The organism is Pseudomonas cichorii, assembly GCF_015471405.1.
GTDB lineage: Bacteria > Pseudomonadota > Gammaproteobacteria > Pseudomonadales > Pseudomonadaceae > Aquipseudomonas > Aquipseudomonas serbiensis.
On the sequence record NZ_BLVZ01000007.1, the window covers coordinates 221,015 to 240,173 of the forward strand.

20 protein-coding genes are annotated in these 19,159 nt (G+C 57.7%); 16 read left to right on the forward strand and 4 right to left on the reverse strand.

What is annotated here, in order from left to right; all coding sequences use genetic code 11:
• Positions 1 to 12 precede the first annotated feature (12 nt).
• Positions 13 to 501, reverse strand: coding sequence for a DUF3015 domain-containing protein (locus JL015_RS12920; protein ID WP_201006360.1), 489 nt, complete (start codon positions 499 to 501; stop codon positions 13 to 15).
• A gap of 319 nt (positions 502 to 820) precedes the next feature.
• On the opposite strand from JL015_RS12920, the gene JL015_RS12925 reads away from it, so the two are divergent.
• From JL015_RS12925 to JL015_RS12945, 5 genes are all read left to right on the forward strand, one after another.
• Entirely contained in the window at positions 821 to 3,241 is a 2,421-nt protein-coding gene (locus JL015_RS12925) for a Lon protease family protein (RefSeq protein ID WP_201006358.1), read from the forward strand.
• A 259-nt stretch (positions 3,242 to 3,500) separates the two neighbouring features.
• Positions 3,501 to 3,830 (forward strand): PA4575 family protein, encoded by a 330-nt coding sequence (locus JL015_RS12930; RefSeq protein ID WP_201018719.1) that lies wholly within the window; start codon positions 3,501 to 3,503, stop codon positions 3,828 to 3,830.
• Between the two features lie 126 nt (positions 3,831 to 3,956).
• Positions 3,957 to 4,445, forward strand: coding sequence for a TIGR00645 family protein (locus JL015_RS12935; RefSeq protein WP_201006355.1), 489 nt, complete (start codon positions 3,957 to 3,959; stop codon positions 4,443 to 4,445).
• A gap of 140 nt (positions 4,446 to 4,585) precedes the next feature.
• A complete protein-coding gene (locus tag JL015_RS12940; RefSeq protein ID WP_201018720.1) occupies positions 4,586 to 4,894 on the forward strand; it encodes a DUF6482 family protein in 309 nt (102 codons plus the stop codon).
• Positions 4,895 to 5,017: 123 nt separating this feature from the next.
• Positions 5,018 to 5,635, forward strand: a complete 618-nt coding sequence (locus JL015_RS12945; RefSeq protein WP_201006353.1) for an FKBP-type peptidyl-prolyl cis-trans isomerase — start codon at positions 5,018 to 5,020, stop codon at positions 5,633 to 5,635.
• A gap of 79 nt (positions 5,636 to 5,714) precedes the next feature.
• On the opposite strand, the gene JL015_RS12950 is transcribed toward JL015_RS12945, so the two are convergent.
• Positions 5,715 to 5,957, reverse strand: coding sequence for a PA4570 family protein (locus JL015_RS12950; RefSeq protein WP_201006352.1), 243 nt, complete (start codon positions 5,955 to 5,957; stop codon positions 5,715 to 5,717).
• A 156-nt stretch (positions 5,958 to 6,113) separates the two neighbouring features.
• Complete coding sequence (locus JL015_RS12955; RefSeq protein WP_201018721.1) at positions 6,114 to 7,082, reverse strand: polyprenyl synthetase family protein; 969 nt, start codon at positions 7,080 to 7,082, stop codon at positions 6,114 to 6,116.
• Between the two features lie 240 nt (positions 7,083 to 7,322).
• Between JL015_RS12955 and rplU the strand changes: the two genes are divergently transcribed.
• The 5 genes from rplU to JL015_RS12980 all read left to right on the forward strand — a co-directional run bounded on the left by rplU (position 7,323) and on the right by JL015_RS12980 (position 11,091).
• On the forward strand, positions 7,323 to 7,634 hold the full coding sequence (gene rplU, locus JL015_RS12960; RefSeq protein ID WP_201006350.1) for a 50S ribosomal protein L21: 312 nt from the start codon (positions 7,323 to 7,325) through the stop codon (positions 7,632 to 7,634).
• A 32-nt stretch (positions 7,635 to 7,666) separates the two neighbouring features.
• A complete protein-coding gene (gene rpmA / locus JL015_RS12965; RefSeq protein WP_025261879.1) occupies positions 7,667 to 7,942 on the forward strand; it encodes a 50S ribosomal protein L27 in 276 nt (91 codons plus the stop codon).
• A gap of 211 nt (positions 7,943 to 8,153) precedes the next feature.
• On the forward strand, positions 8,154 to 9,377 hold the full coding sequence (gene cgtA / locus JL015_RS12970; RefSeq protein WP_201018722.1) for an Obg family GTPase CgtA: 1,224 nt from the start codon (positions 8,154 to 8,156) through the stop codon (positions 9,375 to 9,377).
• 97 nt (positions 9,378 to 9,474) lie between these two features.
• Positions 9,475 to 10,593 (forward strand): glutamate 5-kinase, encoded by a 1,119-nt coding sequence (proB, locus tag JL015_RS12975; protein ID WP_201018807.1) that lies wholly within the window; start codon positions 9,475 to 9,477, stop codon positions 10,591 to 10,593.
• A gap of 27 nt (positions 10,594 to 10,620) precedes the next feature.
• A complete protein-coding gene (locus tag JL015_RS12980) occupies positions 10,621 to 11,091 on the forward strand; it encodes a CreA family protein (protein ID WP_201018723.1) in 471 nt (156 codons plus the stop codon).
• Between the two features lie 111 nt (positions 11,092 to 11,202).
• Here JL015_RS12980 and rpsT read toward each other — a convergent pair whose 3' ends face one another.
• Entirely contained in the window at positions 11,203 to 11,481 is a 279-nt protein-coding gene (rpsT, locus tag JL015_RS12985; protein ID WP_003344603.1) for a 30S ribosomal protein S20, read from the reverse strand.
• A 250-nt stretch (positions 11,482 to 11,731) separates the two neighbouring features.
• Here rpsT and murJ point away from each other — a divergent pair, with 250 nt between their 5' ends.
• The 6 genes from murJ to ispH all read left to right on the forward strand — a co-directional run bounded on the left by murJ (position 11,732) and on the right by ispH (position 19,158).
• A complete protein-coding gene (gene murJ, locus JL015_RS12990; RefSeq protein WP_201018724.1) occupies positions 11,732 to 13,270 on the forward strand; it encodes a murein biosynthesis integral membrane protein MurJ in 1,539 nt (512 codons plus the stop codon).
• Between the two features lie 132 nt (positions 13,271 to 13,402).
• The gene (gene ribF / locus JL015_RS12995; protein WP_201006344.1) at positions 13,403 to 14,353 is read left to right on the forward strand and encodes a bifunctional riboflavin kinase/FAD synthetase; all 951 of its coding nucleotides are present in this window, start codon (positions 13,403 to 13,405) and stop codon (positions 14,351 to 14,353) included.
• Entirely contained in the window at positions 14,350 to 17,181 is a 2,832-nt protein-coding gene (gene ileS / locus JL015_RS13000) for an isoleucine--tRNA ligase (protein ID WP_201018725.1), read from the forward strand. Before ribF ends, ileS begins: the two co-directional genes overlap by 4 nt.
• Entirely contained in the window at positions 17,174 to 17,692 is a 519-nt protein-coding gene (gene lspA / locus JL015_RS13005) for a signal peptidase II (RefSeq protein ID WP_201018726.1), read from the forward strand. Before ileS ends, lspA begins: the two co-directional genes overlap by 8 nt.
• Positions 17,685 to 18,152, forward strand: coding sequence for an FKBP-type peptidyl-prolyl cis-trans isomerase (locus tag JL015_RS13010; RefSeq protein WP_201006338.1), 468 nt, complete (start codon positions 17,685 to 17,687; stop codon positions 18,150 to 18,152). Before lspA ends, JL015_RS13010 begins: the two co-directional genes overlap by 8 nt.
• 58 nt (positions 18,153 to 18,210) lie before the next feature.
• Complete coding sequence (ispH, locus tag JL015_RS13015; RefSeq protein WP_201018727.1) at positions 18,211 to 19,158, forward strand: 4-hydroxy-3-methylbut-2-enyl diphosphate reductase; 948 nt, start codon at positions 18,211 to 18,213, stop codon at positions 19,156 to 19,158.
• Position 19,159 lies beyond the last annotated feature (1 nt).

Sequence of the window (19,159 nt, forward strand, 5' to 3'; positions counted from 1 at the left end):
GGGCAAACGACTTTAGGCCTGGGTAGCGTATTTGGCCAGGGTCGGATCGTTTTTCAGAACGTTGAGTGTGTTGCTATGAACGTCTTCAGCGGTGGTGTCGGCTTTGCTGAAAATTTGCGAGAAGTGCTCGTGGGTGACTGCGGCGAAATGCGCACGATCTTCTGGTGCAACGCCCAGTACGACCGCATAGGTAGTCAGTGCCTCGCCTTGGCCCATGGCCATGTCTTTGGAGAGCTCATCCATCATGCCGTTCATGGCCAGCCAGGATTTGCCGCCGTAGGTCAGTGCGCCGTTGGTGGAGCAGCCGTTGGTGCCGGAGGTCATGCCGAAGGTGGCGTTGCCGGAAGTGCCGTTGGTGGTGGATGCCAGGAAGTGAGCTGGTGTGCCACGCTGGCCTTCGAACAGCATGTTGCCCCAGCCGCAATCAGGACCGCCGGGTGCTTGTGCCATAGCGTTGATAGAGACTGCGGTGAAGAGCGTTCCAAGAAGAATCCGTTTCATAGCTTTTTTCTCTTTTATGTCAACCGAGGTCGGGGTTCTTGAACCGGTTTGGCGTGACAAGCCTTGTGTTTGCTGACTTCTCGCACCACCGATACATCAAGGCAAATGGCTATTTGTAACCACATGCGCAGTTTGGAGTTTAGGTCGGTTCCAAGGGTTCCGTGGCCGATTGCAGATTTATTCGCGTCATGAGGGTTTTTTGTGTTCCCGCAGCCATGTTCGCGGCGGGAACGGACATTCCGGGCTTTCCCGTCTTGCAAGTCTTGTCCGGCGAGCGCCAGAATGCCGACATCTGCCCCGCCTGATGTAAGGAACACTGATGCCCGATTCTGTCGCAGCCAGCCTTCGTCTAGCGCCACAAGCGCTGACACGCCCGTTTTCCGCTGAACAGTTCAGCTTTTCGACGACCAATGATCTGGAGCCCTTTCGGGGTGTCCTCGGCCAGGAGCGAGCCGTAGAGGCCTTGCAGTTCGGGGTCGCCATGCCGCGTCCCGGTTATAACGTGTTTGTCATGGGGGAGCCCGGCACGGGCCGGTTTTCGTTTGTAAAACGCTACCTCAAGGCCGAGGGCAAGCGCATGCAGACCCCGTCGGACTGGGTCTACGTCAATAATTTCGATGAGCCGCGCGAGCCCAAGGCACTGGAGCTTGCACCGGGCAGCGCTCAGGATTTCATTGCCGACATCGGCGTCTTGATCGATAACCTGCTGGCGACCTTTCCGGCGGTATTCGAGCACCCGTCGTATCAGCAGAAGAAGAGCGCCATCGACCGCGCCTTCAACCAGCGCTATGACCGTGCTCTGGACGTGATCGAGCGCCTGGCGCTGGAGAAGGACATTGCGCTGTACCGCGACAGCTCCAATATTGCCTTTACGCCAATGGCTGATGGCAAGGCGCTGGACGAGGCCGAGTTCTCCCAGTTGCCGGAAGCCGAGCGGGAGCGTTTCCACGAAGATATCTCCGGTCTTGAAGAGCGCTTGAACGAAGAACTGGCCAGCCTGCCGCAATGGAAGCGTGAGTCCAGTAATCAACTGCGCCAGTTGAACGAAGAAACCATTACCCTGACTTTGCAGCCTATTCTGGCGCCACTGTCAGAAAAGTATGCGGAGAACGCAGCTGTCTGCGCGTATTTGCAGGCGGTGCAGGTCTATCTGCTCAAGACGGTTGTCGAGCAACTGGTCGATGACAGCAAGACCGATGCCCAGGCGCGCAAGCTTCTGGAAGAGCAATACAGCCCGAGCCTTGTGGTGGGTCATACCCATAGCGGTGGCGCGCCTGTGGTGTTCGAGCCGCATCCGACTTATGACAACCTGTTTGGCCGTATCGAGTACAGCACAGACCAGGGTGCGCTCTACACCACCTATCGCCAGTTGCGTCCCGGTGCATTGCATCGTGCCAATGGCGGTTTCCTGATTCTTGAAGCGGAAAAGATGCTCAGCGAGCCGTTTGTCTGGGATGCGCTCAAGCGCACGCTGCAATCGCGCAAGTTGAAAATGGAGTCGCCTCTGGGCGAGATGGGGCGTCTGGCGACAGTCACGCTGACGCCGCAAGTGATCCCGTGGAACGTCAAGATCATCATCATTGGTGCGCGTTCGCTGTATTACACCTTGCAGGACCTGGACCCTGACTTTCAGGAGATGTTTCGGGTACTGGTGGATTTCGATGAAGAAATCCCGATGGTCGACGAAACCCTGGAGCAGTTCGCCCAGTTGCTGAAAACCCGTACTTCGGAAGAAGGCATGGCGCCGCTGACGGCTGATGCCGTTGCCCGTCTGGCAACCTACAGTGCGCGTCTGGCCGAGCACCAAGGGCGCCTGTCGGCGCGTATCGGCGATTTGTTCCAGTTGGTCAGCGAGGCTGATTTCATCCGCCAACTGGCTAACGAAGAGCAGACCGATGCCGGGCACATCGAGCGTGCGCTCAAGGCCAAGGCCACGCGCACCGGGCGTGTCTCGGCCAGGATTCTCGACGACATGCTGGCCGGTATCATCCTGATCGATACCGACGGTGCTGCGGTCGGCAAGTGCAACGGGCTGACGGTGCTGGAGGTCGGTGATTCGGCGTTCGGTGTCCCTGCGCGCATTTCGGCAACGGTCTACCCCGGTGGCAGTGGCATTGTCGACATCGAGCGTGAGGTCAACCTCGGGCAGCCGATTCACTCCAAGGGCGTGATGATTCTTACGGGGTATCTGGGTAGCCGCTATGCGCAGGAATTCCCGCTGGCGATTTCGGCCAGTATCGCGCTGGAGCAGTCCTACGGTTATGTCGATGGCGACAGCGCCTCGCTGGGTGAGGCCTGCACACTGATTTCGGCGCTTTCGCGTACGCCGCTCAAGCAGTGCTTTGCGATTACCGGCTCGATCAACCAGTTCGGTGAAGTGCAGGCGGTGGGCGGGGTCAACGAGAAGATCGAAGGCTTCTTCCGTCTCTGCGAAGCCCGTGGTTTGACGGGAGAGCAGGGCGCGATCATTCCGCAGGCCAACGTCGCAACCCTGATGCTTGATGAGCGCGTGCTGCAAGCCGTGCGCGCCGGGCAGTTCCATGTGTATGCGGTGCGTCAGGCGGACGAGGCATTGAGCCTGCTGGTCGGCGAGCCTGCCGGTACGCCGGACGAGAATGGCGAATTCCCCGAAGGCAGCGTCAACGCCCGCGTGGTGGAGCGCTTGCGCGATATCGCGGAAATGCTCAGCGATGAAGACCTCAAGGAAGAACTGGAGAAGGAGCCCGAGCTAAAAGCCTAAGACTAGTATTCTTTGGGTATACGGGCCTCTTCGCGACTGAAGTCGCTCCTACGGAGCCACAGCGTCTGTGGGAGATTCATTCGCGAGGCGGCATTGAAGTCGATACATACAGAAAGCAGGTCGGATGCCGTTCATCCGGCCTGCTTTTGTTCTGAGGCTTTTCTTCTATTCTGTGTGATTACCGCAGTGGCCAAATGGACTGGCGCGTCACTCGCTTGAACAGGGGATGACGAATACTGTCGCTAACGAGGAACTCGCCATGCCGCGTAGCCTCTGTCTTACCCGTCAATGCCTGGGGCTGATGACCCGCATTGAATGTGTCATCCGGCCTCTTCCCGACGATGGAGGCATGTGGATGTTGCTCTTCGCCGCCGGGATGTCCGGCGAACAGCCTTCAGCCATCAAGTCTCAAGGGCCGTTCCGTGGTCTGCTGGCCGCTGAGTCGGTATTGCTCGCCATCTCCGAAAGCCTTGTCCTGCATGGTTATCAAGGTGCCGGCGATGTGCCGATCTGGAGGCTGCATATGCAAGGTGAACTGCGCCGTATCAACAGTGACATTGCCCGCTATCAGCGTTCGTTTCCCTTCTAGGTGTGGGGCACAGGCCGTATTCGCCATGACTGGTGAAGGTTTTTCTGTGTCATTTTGTCGCAACTCTAGAGCTGCGGGTTCTCGCTGATATACTCGCCCGTCATTCCAAATCACTGGCGAGTCTCAATGGAACGTTTTTTCGAGAATGCGATGTACGCATCGCGTTGGCTGCTGGCACCCATCTATTTCGGGTTGTCCCTCGGGTTGCTGGCTCTTGGCCTGAAATTCTTTCAGGAAGTATTCCACGTTCTCCCCAATATCTTTTCCCTGGCCGAGGCTGACCTGATCCTGGTCCTGCTGTCGCTGATCGACATGGCGCTGGTGGGCGGTCTGCTGGTCATGGTGATGATTTCCGGCTACGAGAACTTCGTCTCGCAACTGGATATCGACGAGAACAAGGAAAAGCTCAACTGGCTGGGCACGATGGATTCCTCATCGCTGAAGATGAAGGTCGCGGCCTCTATCGTGGCGATTTCTTCCATCCACCTGCTGCGCGTTTTCATGGATGCCAAGAACATCGAGCCGCAATACCTGATGTGGTACGTGATCATTCACATGACCTTTGTGGTGTCTGCGTTTGCGATGGGGTATCTGGACAAGCTGACGAAACACTAAGAGCTGCTCAGCATCTTGCCGCCCGCCCTCTGTGTTCAGTGATGAACAAAGAGGGCGGGCGGTTTCGTTTCTGGCGTCTTGTGCCTTGATGAGGTAGAAAACCGGTACTGATTCTTCCAGAGCAACTGCGAGGTTCGATCATGAATGTTCAGGAATTTACCGATCATGCCCATGCGGGGCGTGTCGATGAGCTGAATCTGATTTCCATCGAAGGCGGTATCTACCTGCTTGAAGTATGCATGGAGGGCGGTTCCCGGATGTTGAAGAGCCCTGAGGGCAAGACGATGCATCTGCGCTCGGTCGAGCATGCCCGGGATCTGCTCAAGACCTTGCCGGTGGTGCCGTTCTATCTGGTCCATGCGGTCGTTCATGACGAACTGTGTGGCATGCCGGTCAATGACCGGTCTGTGATGCGCCTGCCGATCTCCTTTCATTCATCCTGGTCCTGACTGCGATAGGGCGTCACAGCCAATTGTGCTAGGCTGCTCGCCCTTTTGGTTCGGGGCGCATCAGGGTGAATGGCGATTTTTCCCGCTGTCTGCTGTCTGGGTGTCCCTCTACGGAGCAGCGTCATGTCCGAAGTCAATCTGTCCACCGACGAAACCCGCGTCAGCTACGGCATTGGCCGCCAGCTGGGCGACCAACTGCGTGACAACCCGCCACCGGGCGTCAACCTGGAAGCCATCCTGGCAGGTCTGAGCGATGCGTTCGCTGGTCAGCCAAGCCGCGTTGGTCAGGAAGAAATGTCCGCCAGCTTCAAGGTTATCCGTGAAATCATGCAGGCCGAAGCGGCTGCCAAGGCTGAAAAGGCTGCTGGCGCCGGTCTGGCTTACCTGGCTGAGAACGGCAAGCGTGAAGGTGTGACCACTCTGGCTTCCGGTCTGCAATTCGAAGTATTGACCGCTGGCGATGGCCCTAAGCCTACCCGTGAAGATCAGGTTCGCACTCACTACCACGGTACCCTGATCGACGGTACTGTCTTCGACAGCTCCTACGATCGTGGCGAGCCTGCTGAATTCCCTGTGAGCGGTGTTATCGCTGGCTGGACCGAAGCACTGCAACTGATGAACACTGGCAGCAAATGGCGCCTGCACGTGCCGAGCGAGCTGGCTTACGGCGCTCAAGGCGTTGGTAGCATCGCACCGCACAGCGTCCTGGTATTCGACGTAGAGCTGCTGGCTGTTCTGTAATCCGGTTATTGCCTGATGCAGATGGCTGCTGAACGAATCGCGTTGATTCGTTCAGCAGCAGTGCGTGAATGAGCCATGTTCAGTGCAACTCACCTATCGGGCGCAATGCCCGCGCATAACAGAACAGAAACAGATTACGCACCAGTTCCTTGAGCACCATCGGCTCGCTGGAGTTGAGGCTGTTTACATCAAGGTCGCCCTGATCGCGTAACTCCTCCAACGCTTCCTCCTCAAGTACGGCACAGACTTCCCCGGTCTCGCGGTGAAGAATTCTCAGATAGGGTTGCGGGCGGTCCAGCCATGCATCGATCAAATAAGTCATGTTCCATCTCCTGCTTTCGATTTGATGAGAATAATTCCTATTACGATAATAGCAAGCTTCTATTTGAGATTAATTCGCATTTTCTGCCCGATGGTTGATCTGCGTCCATGAAAAAGCCCGTCACTGAGGACGGGCTTCTTGTCTTGCCGACGAGTGTCAGTGAGTGCGGGCGACCGCAAATTCACTCAGCTCTACCAGAGCGTCGCGGTATTCGCTTGGCGGCAGGGTATCCAGGCAAGCGATGGCGCGTGCGGCATAGTCGCGGGCCAGTTGCGCGGTGTAATCCAGGGCGCCGGCTTTTTCGACGGCGTCACGGATGCTTTCCAGATCTTCCAGGCCGCCTTTTTGAATGGCCTGACGAACCAGTGCAGCCTGTTCCGGCGAACCTTCGCGCATGGTGTAGATCAGCGGCAGGGTCGGTTTACCTTCGGCCAGATCGTCACCGACGTTCTTGCCCAGGGTTTCGGCATCGCCACGGTAGTCCAGCAGATCGTCGACCAGCTGGAAGGCTACACCCAGATGGTCGCCGAAGGTGCGCAGGGCTTCGCTCTGTTCGGTATTGGCGTTGCACAGGGCGGCAGCGCTGTGGGTCGAGGCTTCGAACAGCATGGCTGTCTTGCCGCGAATCACTTCCATGTAGGTTTCTTCCGTGGTGCTGGCATCGCGGATCTTCGACAACTGCAGGACTTCGCCTTCGGCGATGATCCGCGTGGCCTTGGACAGGATCTGCATGACCGGCATCGAGCCCAGTTCGACCATCATCTCGAACGAGCGCGAATAAAGGAAGTCACCGACCAGTACGCTTGGGGCATTGCCCCACAGGGCATTGGCGGTGGAGCGACCGCGACGCATGCCGGACATGTCGACGACATCGTCATGCAGCAGGGTGGCGGTGTGCAGGAACTCGATGGTGGCGGCCAGCAGGCGCAGGTCGTCGCCTTCGCGGCCCAGGGCTTTGCCGCACAGGAGTACCAGCAGCGGGCGCAGGCGTTTTCCGCCGGCTGACGTGATGTAATCGCCGATTTTCGAGACCAGCGGTACGCGCGACGTCAGTTGCTTCTTGATGATAAGGTCAACGGCACTAAAGTCGTCCGCCACCGCGCGGTAGAAGGCTTGGGGTTGCATCAGCGACAAGTGCTCCAGATAGGTTGCGCCGCATGCTAGGTTGCAGGGTAGGGCATGTCAAGGTATGCCGTCCGGGGCCTTGCAACCCATCCTTGCCTTGCGTACAATCGCGCACCCTAACTTTCCTGGGCAGCACCTGCCTTACGCAATTGCAAGCAGGCCGTTCCAGCCTGATGCAGCCATGCCAGCCGATACTCTTCTTATAAAGAGCTGGGTGAGCAGGATTTTCGGAGAAATACCATGTACGCAGTAATTGTTACCGGTGGCAAGCAGTACAAAGTCGCCCCAGGTGAATACCTGAAAATTGAAAAACTGGAAGTCGCTACTGGCGAATCCGTCACTTTTGACCGCGTCCTGCTGGTTGGCAATGGCGACGACGTCAATATCGGTGCTCCAGTTGTTGCTGGCGCTACCGTCGTGGCTGAAGTAGTTTCGCAAGGTCGTCACGACAAGGTTCGCATCATCAAGTTCCGTCGTCGTAAGCACCACATGAAGCGTATGGGCCACCGCCAGTGGTACACCGAGATCAAAATCACAGGTATTCAGGCTTAATTCAGCCTAATCCTCATTTGGAGAATTGACTCATGGCACACAAAAAAGCTGGTGGTAGTACCCGTAACGGTCGCGACTCAGAAGCCAAACGCCTTGGCGTGAAGATGTATGGCGGCCAGGCTATCGTTCCAGGCAACATCATCGTGCGTCAGCGCGGCACCCAATTCCACGCTGGCTATGGCGTTGGTATGGGTAAAGATCACACCCTGTTCGCGAAAGTGGAAGGCGTGATCAAGTTTCAGGTTAAAGGCGCCTTCGGTCGTCGCTACGTGAGCATCGTTCCGAAGACTGAAGTCTCCGCAGCGTAATTGCGCAGTAGCTTGAAAAGCCCTGTCTTGCGACGGGGCTTTTTTGTTTGTAGTAGAGGTTGGTGAGTCTCTTGCAAAACTGTTTGTGCGGGCTGTTGTGATGTGGACCTTACGGGTCGCTGGTTTCTGATCGGTATCGCAACGCTCATTTTTGCAAGAGTCTTATGTATTTATGTGGTTCTGCTCGTCCCTGTGGCGGGAGGCGTGCGTTATGAAGTTTGTAGATGAAGTTTCCATTCGAGTAAAAGCCGGTGACGGCGGCAACGGTTGCATGAGCTTCCGTCGCGAAAAGTTTATCGAAAACGGTGGCCCTAACGGCGGCGACGGTGGTGATGGCGGTTCGGTCTATATGATCGCTGACGAAAACCTCAACACGCTGGTCGACTATCGCTATACCCGTCATTTCGACGCCGAGCGCGGCTCGAATGGCGGCAGCGCCGATTGCACGGGTCGCAAAGGTGAAGAGCTGGTGTTGCGCGTGCCGGTCGGAACGACCGTGATCGATGCGACAACCCAGGAAATCATCGGCGACCTGACCAAGGACGGCCAGCGTCTGCTCGTTGCTCAGGGCGGCTGGCATGGCCTGGGTAACACCCGTTTCAAATCCAGTACCAACCGTGCCCCGCGTCAGACGACACCGGGCAAGCCGGGTGATCAGCGTGATCTCAAGCTGGAGTTGAAAGTGCTGGCTGACGTCGGCCTGCTGGGCTTGCCGAATGCGGGCAAGAGCACCTTCATTCGTTCGGTGTCTGCGGCCAAGCCTAAAGTGGCTGATTACCCGTTCACGACCCTGGTGCCTAACCTGGGTGTGGTCAGTGTCGATCGTTGGAAGAGCTTCGTCATTGCCGATATTCCCGGCTTGATCGAGGGTGCATCCGATGGTGCTGGCCTGGGTATTCGCTTCCTCAAGCATCTGGCGCGTACGCGCCTGTTGCTGCACCTCGTCGATATGGCGCCGCTGGATGAAACCAGTGCCCCGGACGCGGCAGAGGTCATCGTCAATGAGCTGATCAAGTTCAGTCCTTCCCTGGCTGAGCGTGATCGCTGGCTGGTGCTGAACAAGTGCGATCAGATTCTTGAAGAAGAGCAGGAAGCTCGCAAGCAGGAGATTGTCGATCGTCTCGGCTGGACGGGGCCGGTCTACGTGATCTCTGCCATCGCGAAGGAAGGTACCGAGCAGTTGTCTCGCGACATCATGCGCTACCTTGAAGAGCGTAGCCTGCGTCTGATCGAAGAGCCTGGCTATGCTGAAGAGCTTGCCGAGCTGGATCAGCGCATCGAAGACGAGGCGCGTGCCCAGTTGCAGGCGCTGGACGATCAGCGTGCCCTGCGTCGTAGCGGCGTGAAGAGCGTGCATGACATTGGTGAAGACTATTGGGATGAAGATGATGTGGACGATGAAGATGGTCCGGAAATCATTTACGTCCGAGACTGATCGCTTGCAGTAAACTTGAACGCCGCTACTGACTGATAGCGGCGTTTTTGTATCTCGAATCCGTATTAAGAAACTCTCTGGCTAAGGTTGGAAGATGATGCGCAGCAAAGTGACGGGTGCCCAGCGCTGGGTCGTGAAGATCGGCAGTGCCCTGCTGACGGCGGATGGCAAGGGGCTGGATCGCTCGGCCATGGGTGTGTGGGTAGAGCAGATGGTGGCGCTGCATGAGGCGGGCGTCGAGCTGGTTCTGGTTTCTTCCGGGGCGGTCGCTGCCGGTATGAGTCGCCTGGGCTGGTCTGTGCGACCCAGTGCGATGCATGAGCTTCAGGCTGCTGCTGCCATCGGTCAGATGGGGTTGGTGCAGGCTTGGGAGTCGAGCTTTGCCGAGCATGATCGGCATACCGCGCAGATTCTTCTGACTCATGACGATCTGTCCGATCGCAAGCGTTATCTGAACGCTCGCAGCACTTTGCGTACGTTGGTTGAGCTGGGTGTTGTGCCGGTTATCAATGAAAACGACACGGTCGTGACCGACGAAATCCGTTTCGGTGACAACGATACGCTGGCGGCGCTGGTGGCCAACCTGGTCGAGGCTGACCTGCTGGTTATCCTGACGGATCGCGACGGCATGTTTGATGCCGATCCGCGCAACAATCCTGAGGCTCAGCTCATCTATGAGGCGCGTGCCGACGATCCGGCGCTGGATGCGGTGGCTGGTGGCACGGGCGGTGCTCTGGGTCGTGGCGGCATGCAGACCAAATTGCGTGCGGCGCGTCTGGCGGCTCGTTCCGGTGCTCATACGGTGATTGTGGGTGGTCGCATCGATCGGGTGCTGGCGCGCCTCAAGGCGGGTGAGCAGTTGGGTACATTGCTGTCGCCTGAGCGTGAAATGCTCGCGGCCCGCAAGCAGTGGCTGGCTGGTCATTTGCAGACTCGCGGCACGCTGGTGCTCGACGGTGGTGCGGTGGCGGCCCTGGTCAATGATCACAAGAGCTTGCTGCCTGTGGGTGTAAAGGTGGTTCAGGGCAGCTTCCGTCGTGGCGAAATGGTTGTATGTGTTGCGCCTGGTGGTCGGGAAATTGCCCGTGGGCTGAGTAACTACAGTGCTGTCGAGGCGCAGAAGATCATTGGCCAGTCATCCGATGCCATTGTGCGTGAGCTTGGCTACATGGCTGAGCCCGAGCTGATTCATCGGGATAATCTGATTCTCGTTTGAGTCAGGCCCTCAAAAAAGGAAGGTTCGATGCGAGTCATGAAGGCTTTTTTGGCGGCGCTGCTGGTCATGCCTGCTTTGGCTGCGGCTGAAGAGATTGGCCAGGTCTCCACGGTGTTCAAGTTTGTCGGTCCCAATGACCGGATCGTGGTCGAGGCTTTTGATGATCCCAAGGTCGAGGGCGTGACTTGTTACCTGTCACGCGCCAAGACGGGTGGTGTGAAGGGTGGTCTGGGGTTGGCCGAGGATCGTGCTGAAGCCTCCATTGCCTGTCGTCAGGTCGGGCCGATTCGCTTCCAGCCGCCGCTCAAGGATGGTGAGGAGGTGTTCAAGGAGCGTACATCGCTGGTCTTCAAGACGATGCAGGTGGTGCGTTTCCTGGATGAAAAGCGCAATACGCTGGTTTATCTGGTCTACAGCGACCGGATTATCGAGGGTAGCCCGCAAAATGCGGTGACCGCGATTCCGATCCTGCCGTGGCCGCATGCGGCTACGCCGTGATTTGATGGTTTCGTAGGGGGGGGGATTCATTGGCGAATTCTTCCCCTTGTTCGCGATATTGCAGGCAATAAAAAACCGACCCTTGGGTCGGTTTTTTAACAAGCAGATCGCTTAGGCGGCAGCAGCAAGGCTCAGAGCCTTGATGTGACCGTTCAGGCGGCCTTTATGGCGAGCAGCTTTGTTCTTGTGGATGATGCCTTTATCGGCCATGCGGTCGATAACAGGAACAGCCAGAACGTAAGCGGCTTGCGCTTTTTCTGCGTCTTTTGCGTCGATGGCTTTGACTACATTCTTGATGTAGGTACGAACCATGGAACGCAGGCTGGCGTTGTGGCTGCGACGCTTCTCAGCCTGTTTTGCACGTTTTTTGGCGGAAGGTGTGTTGGCCACCGTCGAGCTCCTCGAAAGACTTTTATGAAATAGCTAACAAAATAGGCCGCGAATCATGCCGATGAGTTTGTCACTTGTCAAGGGCAGTTGAGGTGTTCCGCTGAGTGGTCGCTATCTGAACCCGGATATTTATTTCCGGCGTACGACCTGTAAACTCGCGGACTTTCGCTCCGGGCTTTTTGCGGCGCGCAGTATCGCATAAATGAAGGCCCGAACGCCTATCCTTTAGCCAGGACTCGACACTCTTTCAATGAATCTACTCAAGTCGTTAGCAGCCGTCAGCTCTATCACCATGCTTTCCCGGGTACTGGGCTTCATTCGCGATACCATCATTGCCCGCACGTTCGGGGCCGGGATGGCAACGGATGCTTTCTTCATTGCCTTCAAACTGCCTAATCTGCTGCGCCGGATCTTTGCCGAAGGTGCCTTTTCCCAGGCCTTTGTGCCTATCCTTGCCGAATATAAAAGCCAGCAGGGCGAAGAGGCGACCCGCACCTTTGTGGCCTATGTCACTGGCCTGCTCACGCTGGCGCTGGCGCTTGTCACATTGCTGGGCGTCATCTTTGCGCCCTGGGTGATCTGGGCCACTGCGCCGGGCTTTGTCGATTCTCCGGAAAAATTCACCCTGACCGCAGATCTGCTGCGGGTGACTTTTCCTTATATATTGCTGATCTCCCTGTCATCCATGGCCGGTGCGATTCTCAATACCTGGAACCGTTTTTCTGTGCCGGCGTTCGTGCCGACGCTGCTTAACGTCAGCATGATTTTCTTTGCACTGTTCCTGACGCCTTATTTCGATCCGCCGGTCATGGCGCTGGGCTGGGCGGTACTGGCAGGTGGTTTGTTGCAGTTGCTGTATCAACTGCCGCACCTGAAAAAGATCGGCATGTTGGTCCTGCCGCGTCTCAATTTGCGGGACTCGGGTGTCTGGCGTGTGATGAAGCAGATGCTGCCTGCGATCCTTGGTGTTTCCGTCAGTCAGATATCTCTGATTATCAACACGATATTTGCCTCGTTCCTCGTCGCAGGTTCTGTGTCGTGGATGTACTATGCCGACCGCCTGATGGAGTTGCCGTCCGGTGTGCTGGGGGTTGCGCTGGGGACGATCCTGTTGCCGATCCTGTCGAAAACCTATGCCAACAAGGATCGTCAGGAATATTCACGGATTCTCGACTGGGGTTTGCGTCTTTGCTTTGTGCTGGTCTTGCCCTGCACACTGGCGCTGGGCCTGCTGGCTGAGCCGTTGACCGTTTCTCTGTTTCAGTACGGCAAGTTCGACGCGCTGGATGCGGCCATGACCCAGCGTGCGCTGGTGGCTTATTCGGTAGGATTGCTGGGGATCATCCTGATCAAGGTGCTGGCTCCCGGTTTTTATGCCCAGCAGAATATTCGCACGCCAGTGAAAATCGCCGTTTTCACCCTCATTGTTACCCAGTTGCTCAATCTGGCGTTTATCGTGCCGTTGCAGCATGCGGGTCTGGCTCTGGCCATCAGTGTTGGGGCGTGCATCAACGCCGGGTTGCTGTTCTGGCAGTTGCGCAAGCAGGAGCTGTTTCAGCCACAGCCTGGCTGGGCGAAGTTCCTGTTCAAGCTGATCCTGGCCGTTGCGGCCATGTCGGCAGTCCTGCTAGGGCTGATGCATGTAATGCCGGCCTGGAGCGAAGGGCATATGCTTGAGCGTTTCGTGCGCCTGGGCGCGCTGGTCGTGGCGGGTGTGGTGGTTTATTTCGGCATGTTGCTGTTGCTGGGTTTTCGTCTCAAGGATTTTGCCCGAAAGGCTGTCATGTAGACGTTGTTTTAAGTGGTGGCTGTCGGAATTTCGCATTGCGACCCGACAGCTGTTGTCTGGTCTTGGCATGCTGCCTGTCGTCCGGGACCGTGTGTGGTTATAATCGGCCACTTTATGAGCAAGAAGTGCGTTATGCAGCTGGTTAGAGGTCTCCACAACCTGCACCCCTTGCATCGGGGCTGCGTCGCCACGATTGGCAACTTCGACGGTGTTCACCGCGGTCATCAGGCTATTCTGGTGCGTCTGCGTGAACGTGCTGTCGAGTTGGGCGTGCCCAGCTGCGTGGTCATTTTCGAGCCGCAGCCGCGGGAGTTTTTCGCCCCTGACACCGCTCCTGCGCGTCTGGCAAGGTTGCGTGACAAGCTTGAGCTGCTGAGCGCCGAAGGTGTTGACCGGGTCTTGTGCCTGTCATTCAACCAGCGACTGAGCAAACTGAGCGCTGCCAGCTTCGTCGAGACCATTCTGGTCGACGGGCTGGGCGTGCAGCATCTTGAGGTAGGCGACGATTTCCGGTTCGGTTGCGACCGCATCGGCGACTTCGACTTCCTGCAACAAGCCGGTAATGCCCATGGTTTTACCGTAGAAGCGGCACAGACCGTTGAAATAGATGGTGTCCGGGTCAGCAGCACAAAGGTGCGTAATGCGCTGGCTGTCGCGGACTTTGCCCTGGCCGAGCGTTTGCTCGGTCGCCCGTACCAGATTACCGGACGGGTTCTGCATGGCCAGAAGCTGGCACGCCAGTTGGGTACGCCCACGGCCAATGTGCAACTCAAGCGTCGTCGTGTGCCGTTGAGCGGGGTTTACCTGGTCAGTACGAACATCGATGGCAAAGCCTGGCCGGGAGTCGCCAATATCGGTGTGCGCCCGACCGTGGCAGGTGATGGCAGTGCCCACCTTGAGGTACATCTTCTGGATTTTGCCGGTGATATCTATGGCCGGCGTTTGACGGTGGCTTTCCACCACAAGCTGCGTGATGAGCAGCGTTTTGCCTCTCTGGAGGCGCTCAAGACGGCGATCAATGCGGACGTCGCCGCCGCCCGTGCCCATTGGCATGGTCAACCGCTAACCAAGAGCCTGAAATGACCGACTATAAAGCCACGCTAAACCTTCCGGACACCGCCTTCCCGATGAAGGCCGGCCTGCCCCAGCGCGAGCCGCAAACTCTGCAGCGCTGGGACAGCATTGGCCTGTACCAGAAGCTGCGCGAAATTGGCAAGGATCGTCCAAAGTTCGTTCTGCACGACGGCCCTCCTTACGCCAACGGCAATATTCACATCGGTCACGCCGTCAACAAGATTCTCAAGGACATGATTGTGCGCTCCAAGACCCTGTCGGGCTTCGATGCGCCTTATGTTCCGGGCTGGGATTGCCACGGTTTGCCGATCGAGCACAAGGTCGAGGTCACTCACGGCAAGAATCTGTCCGCCGACAAGACCCGTGAACTGTGCCGCGCTTATGCCGCCGAGCAGGTCGAAGGTCAGAAGGCCGAGTTCATCCGCCTGGGTGTGCTGGGTGACTGGGACAATCCGTACCTCACAATGAACTTCGCCAACGAAGCCGGCGAAATCCGTGCGCTGGCCGAAATGGTCAAGGGTGGTTTCGTGTTCAAGGGCCTCAAGCCCGTGAACTGGTGCTTCGATTGCGGCTCGGCCCTGGCTGAAGCGGAAGTCGAGTATCAGGACAAGAAGTCCTCGACCATCGACGTCGCATTCCCGGTTGCGGATGAAGCGAAACTGGCCGAGGCCTTCGGCCTGGCTTCGCTGGCTAAACCAGCCGCTATCGTGATCTGGACTACCACGCCGTGGACCATCCCGGCCAACCAGGCGCTGAACGTCCATCCAGAGTTCACCTACGCGCTGGTCGATGTGGGTGACAGGCTGCTGGTTCTGGCTGAAGAACTGGTCGAGTCCTGTCTGGCACGTTACAAGCTGGAAGGTTCGGTCATCGCGACCACTGTCGGCCAGAAGCTTGAGCTGATCAACTTCCGTCATCCGTTCTATGACCGTCTGTCGCCGCTCTACGTGGCTGGCTACGTCGAGCTGAGCGCGGGTACTGGCGTGGTTCACAGTGCTCCAGCCTATGGCATGGACGACTTCAATATCTGCAAGCAGTACGGGATGAGCAACGATGACATCCTGAGCCCGGTGCAGAGCAACGGCGTGTATGTCGAGTCTCTGGAGTTCTTTGGTGGCCAGTTCATCTTCAAGGCCAACCAGAACATCATCGACAAGCTGGCCGAAGTCGGCAATCTGCTGCACACCGAAACCATCACTCACAGCTACATGCACTGCTGGCGCCACAAATCGCCGCTGGTCTACCGCGCCACTGCGCAGTGGTTCGTCGGCATGGACAAGCAGCCTGTCGCGGGCGGCACCCTGCGTGAGCGCGCAGTCAAGGCTATCGAAGACACCACGTTCGTACCGGCTTGGGGGCAGGCGCGTCTTCACTCCATGATCGCCAACCGCCCTGACTGGTGTATCTCTCGTCAGCGCAACTGGGGTGTGCCGATCCCGTTCTTCCTGCACAAGGAAAGCGGTGAGCTGCATCCACGTACCGTCGAGTTGATGGAAGAAGTCGCTCAGCGTGTCGAGAAAGAGGGCATCGAAGCCTGGTTCAAGCTGGATGCTGCCGAGCTGCTGGGCGATGAAGCTCCGAAGTACGACAAGATCTCCGACACACTGGACGTCTGGTTCGATTCCGGCACCACCCACTGGCACGTCCTGCGTGGCTCGCACTCCATGGGCCACGAAACCGGCCCGCGTGCGGACCTGTATCTGGAAGGTTCCGACCAGCATCGTGGCTGGTTCCATTCCTCGCTGTTGACTGGCTGTGCCATCGACGATCACGCTCCGTACCGTGAGCTGTTGACCCACGGTTTCACCGTTGACGAAAACGGCCGCAAGATGTCCAAGTCGCTGGGCAATGTCATCGCGCCACAGAAGGTCAACGACACTCTGGGTGCCGACATCATGCGCCTGTGGGTTTCGGCCACTGACTATTCCGGTGAGATGGCGGTTTCCGATCAGATCCTGCAGCGCAGCGCAGACGCCTATCGGCGGATTCGCAACACTGCTCGCTTCCTGCTCTCGAACCTGTCCGGTTTCAATCCGGCCACTGACCTGCTGCCGGCCGAAGACATGCTGGCGCTGGATCGCTGGGCTGTGGATCGCACCTTGCTGCTGCAACGCGAGCTGCAAGAGCACTACAGCGAGTATCGCTTCTGGAACGTCTACTCGAAGATCCACAACTTCTGCGTGCAGGAGCTGGGTGGCTTCTATCTGGACATCATCAAGGACCGTCAGTACACCACGGCTCCTGACAGCAAGGCACGTCGTTCCTGCCAGACTGCGCTGTTCCACATCTCCGAGGCGCTGGTGCGCTGGATCGCTCCGATCCTGGCGTTCACGGCCGACGAGCTGTGGCAGTTCCTGCCGGGCGAGCGCAACGAGTCCGTGATGCTCAACACCTGGTACGAAGGCCTGAGCGAAATGCCTGAGGGCTTCGAGCTGGACCGCGCCTACTGGGAGCGGATCATGGCGGTGAAGACTTCGGTCAACAAGGAAATGGAAAACCTGCGCGCTGCCAAAGCCATCGGCGGCAACCTGCAGGCTGAAGTGACCCTGTATGCGGAGGATTCGCTGGTTGCCGATCTGTCGAAGCTCGGCAACGAGCTGCGTTTCGTGCTGATTACCTCCACAGCCAGTGTTGCGCCTCTGCTGTCGGCACCTGCCGATGCCGTGGTGACCGAGGTTTCAGGCCTGAAGCTCAAAGTAGTCAAGTCCGGTCATGCGAAGTGCGCCCGTTGCTGGCATCACCGTGAAGACGTTGGCGTGAACCCTGAGCATCCGGAAATCTGCGGTCGTTGCGTGGATAACATCAGCGGCGCTGGCGAGGTCCGTCACTATGCCTAACCCAGGCGCTACAGGCCGTTTCGGTCGTTTGAGCTGGTTGTGGTTGAGCCTGCTGGTCCTGGTCATAGACCAGGCCACCAAGTATTACTTCGAGAACCGGCTGGAGATGTACGACCAGATCGTTATCATCCCCGATTACTTCAGTTGGACCCTGGCCTATAACACCGGGGCTGCCTTCAGTTTTCTTGCTGATGGCGCCGGTTGGCAGCGCTGGTTGTTTGCCCTGATTGCGATTGTTGTCAGTGCCGTACTGGTCGTGTGGCTCAAGCGTCTTGGCCGTGATGACACCTGGCTGGCAATTGCCCTGGCATTGGTCCTGGGGGGCGCTATCGGCAATCTCTATGACCGTGTCGTGCTTGGCCATGTCATCGACTTCATTCTGGTGCACTGGCAAAACCGTTGGTACTTCCCGGCTTTCAACGTAGCCGACAGCGCAATCAGCGTCGGCGCCGTCATGCTTGCTGTGGATATGTTCAAGAGCAAGAAAGAAGGAGAGCCCGCTAATGGCTGAACAGTCATCGGCTCAAGGCGAGCTGCGCATCGGTCAAAATACGCAAGTCACTTTGCACTTTGCCTTGCATCTGGAAAACGGCGACACCGTCGACAGCACCTTCGACAAGGCTCCGGCCACGTTCAAGGTGGGTGATGGCAATCTACTTCCCGGTTTTGAAGCCGCCATCTTCGGCTTCAAGGCTGGCGATAGAAAGACCGTCCAGGTGCCGCCAGAGAATGCCTTTGGTCAGCCCAACCCGCAAAATGTGCAGATCATCCCGCGTTCGCAGTTCCAGGACATGGAGCTGTCCGAAGGATTGCTGGTGATCTTCAACGATGCGGCCAATACTGAACTGCCGGGCGTGGTGAAGAAGTTCGATGATGAGCAGGTCACCATCGATTTCAACCATCCTCTGGCTGGCAAGACACTAAACTTTGAAGTGCAGATCTTCGAGGTCAAGGCGATTCTGGCTTCCTGAGCCAGATACCAAGCCCGGTTTCGGCCGGGCTGCTCCGCACGTAAATACGAGGCACAGCATGCAAATCAAACTCGCCAACCCCCGCGGCTTCTGCGCTGGTGTGGACCGCGCGATCGAAATCGTCAATCGCGCCCTGGAAGTGTTTGGTCCGCCGATTTATGTGCGTCATGAAGTCGTTCATAACAAATTCGTCGTCGAAGACCTGCGCGCTCGTGGTGCGATCTTTGTCGAAGAGCTGGAACAGGTGCCCGATGACGTCATCGTCATCTTCAGTGCCCACGGTGTTTCCCAGGCCGTGCGCGCCGAGGCGGCAGGTCGCGGCTTGAAGGTATTCGATGCAACCTGTCCGCTGGTGACCAAGGTGCATATCGAAGTGGCCCGTTACAGTCGTGATGGCCGTGAGTGCATTCTGATCGGTCATGAAGGCCATCCTGAAGTCGAAGGCACCATGGGGCAGTACGACGCCAGCAATGGCGGTGCGATTTACCTGGTGGAAGACGAAGAGGATGTCGCCAACTTGCAGGTGCGCAACCCGGATGCATTGGCCTTTGTGACACAGACAACCTTGTCCATGGACGATACCAGTCGGGTGATTGACGCCCTACGCTCGCGTTTCCCTGCCATTGGCGGGCCGCGCAAGGACGATATCTGCTACGCCACGCAAAACCGTCAGGATGCGGTCAAGCAACTGGCCGATGAATGCGATGTGGTTCTGGTGGTGGGTAGCCCGAACAGCTCCAACTCCAACCGCTTGCGCGAACTGGCCGAACGCATGTCGACACCGGCCTATCTGATTGACGGTGCCGAAGATATGCAGCGCAGCTGGTTCGACGGTATCGAACGCATCGGTATCACTGCGGGTGCTTCTGCGCCGGAAGTGCTGGTGCGCGGCGTGATCCAGCAATTGCAGGCCTGGGGCGCGACCGGTGCCGATGAACTGGCGGGCCGCGAAGAGAACATCACGTTCTCCGTTCCCAAGGAACTGCGGGTCAAGTCTCTGCCTTGAG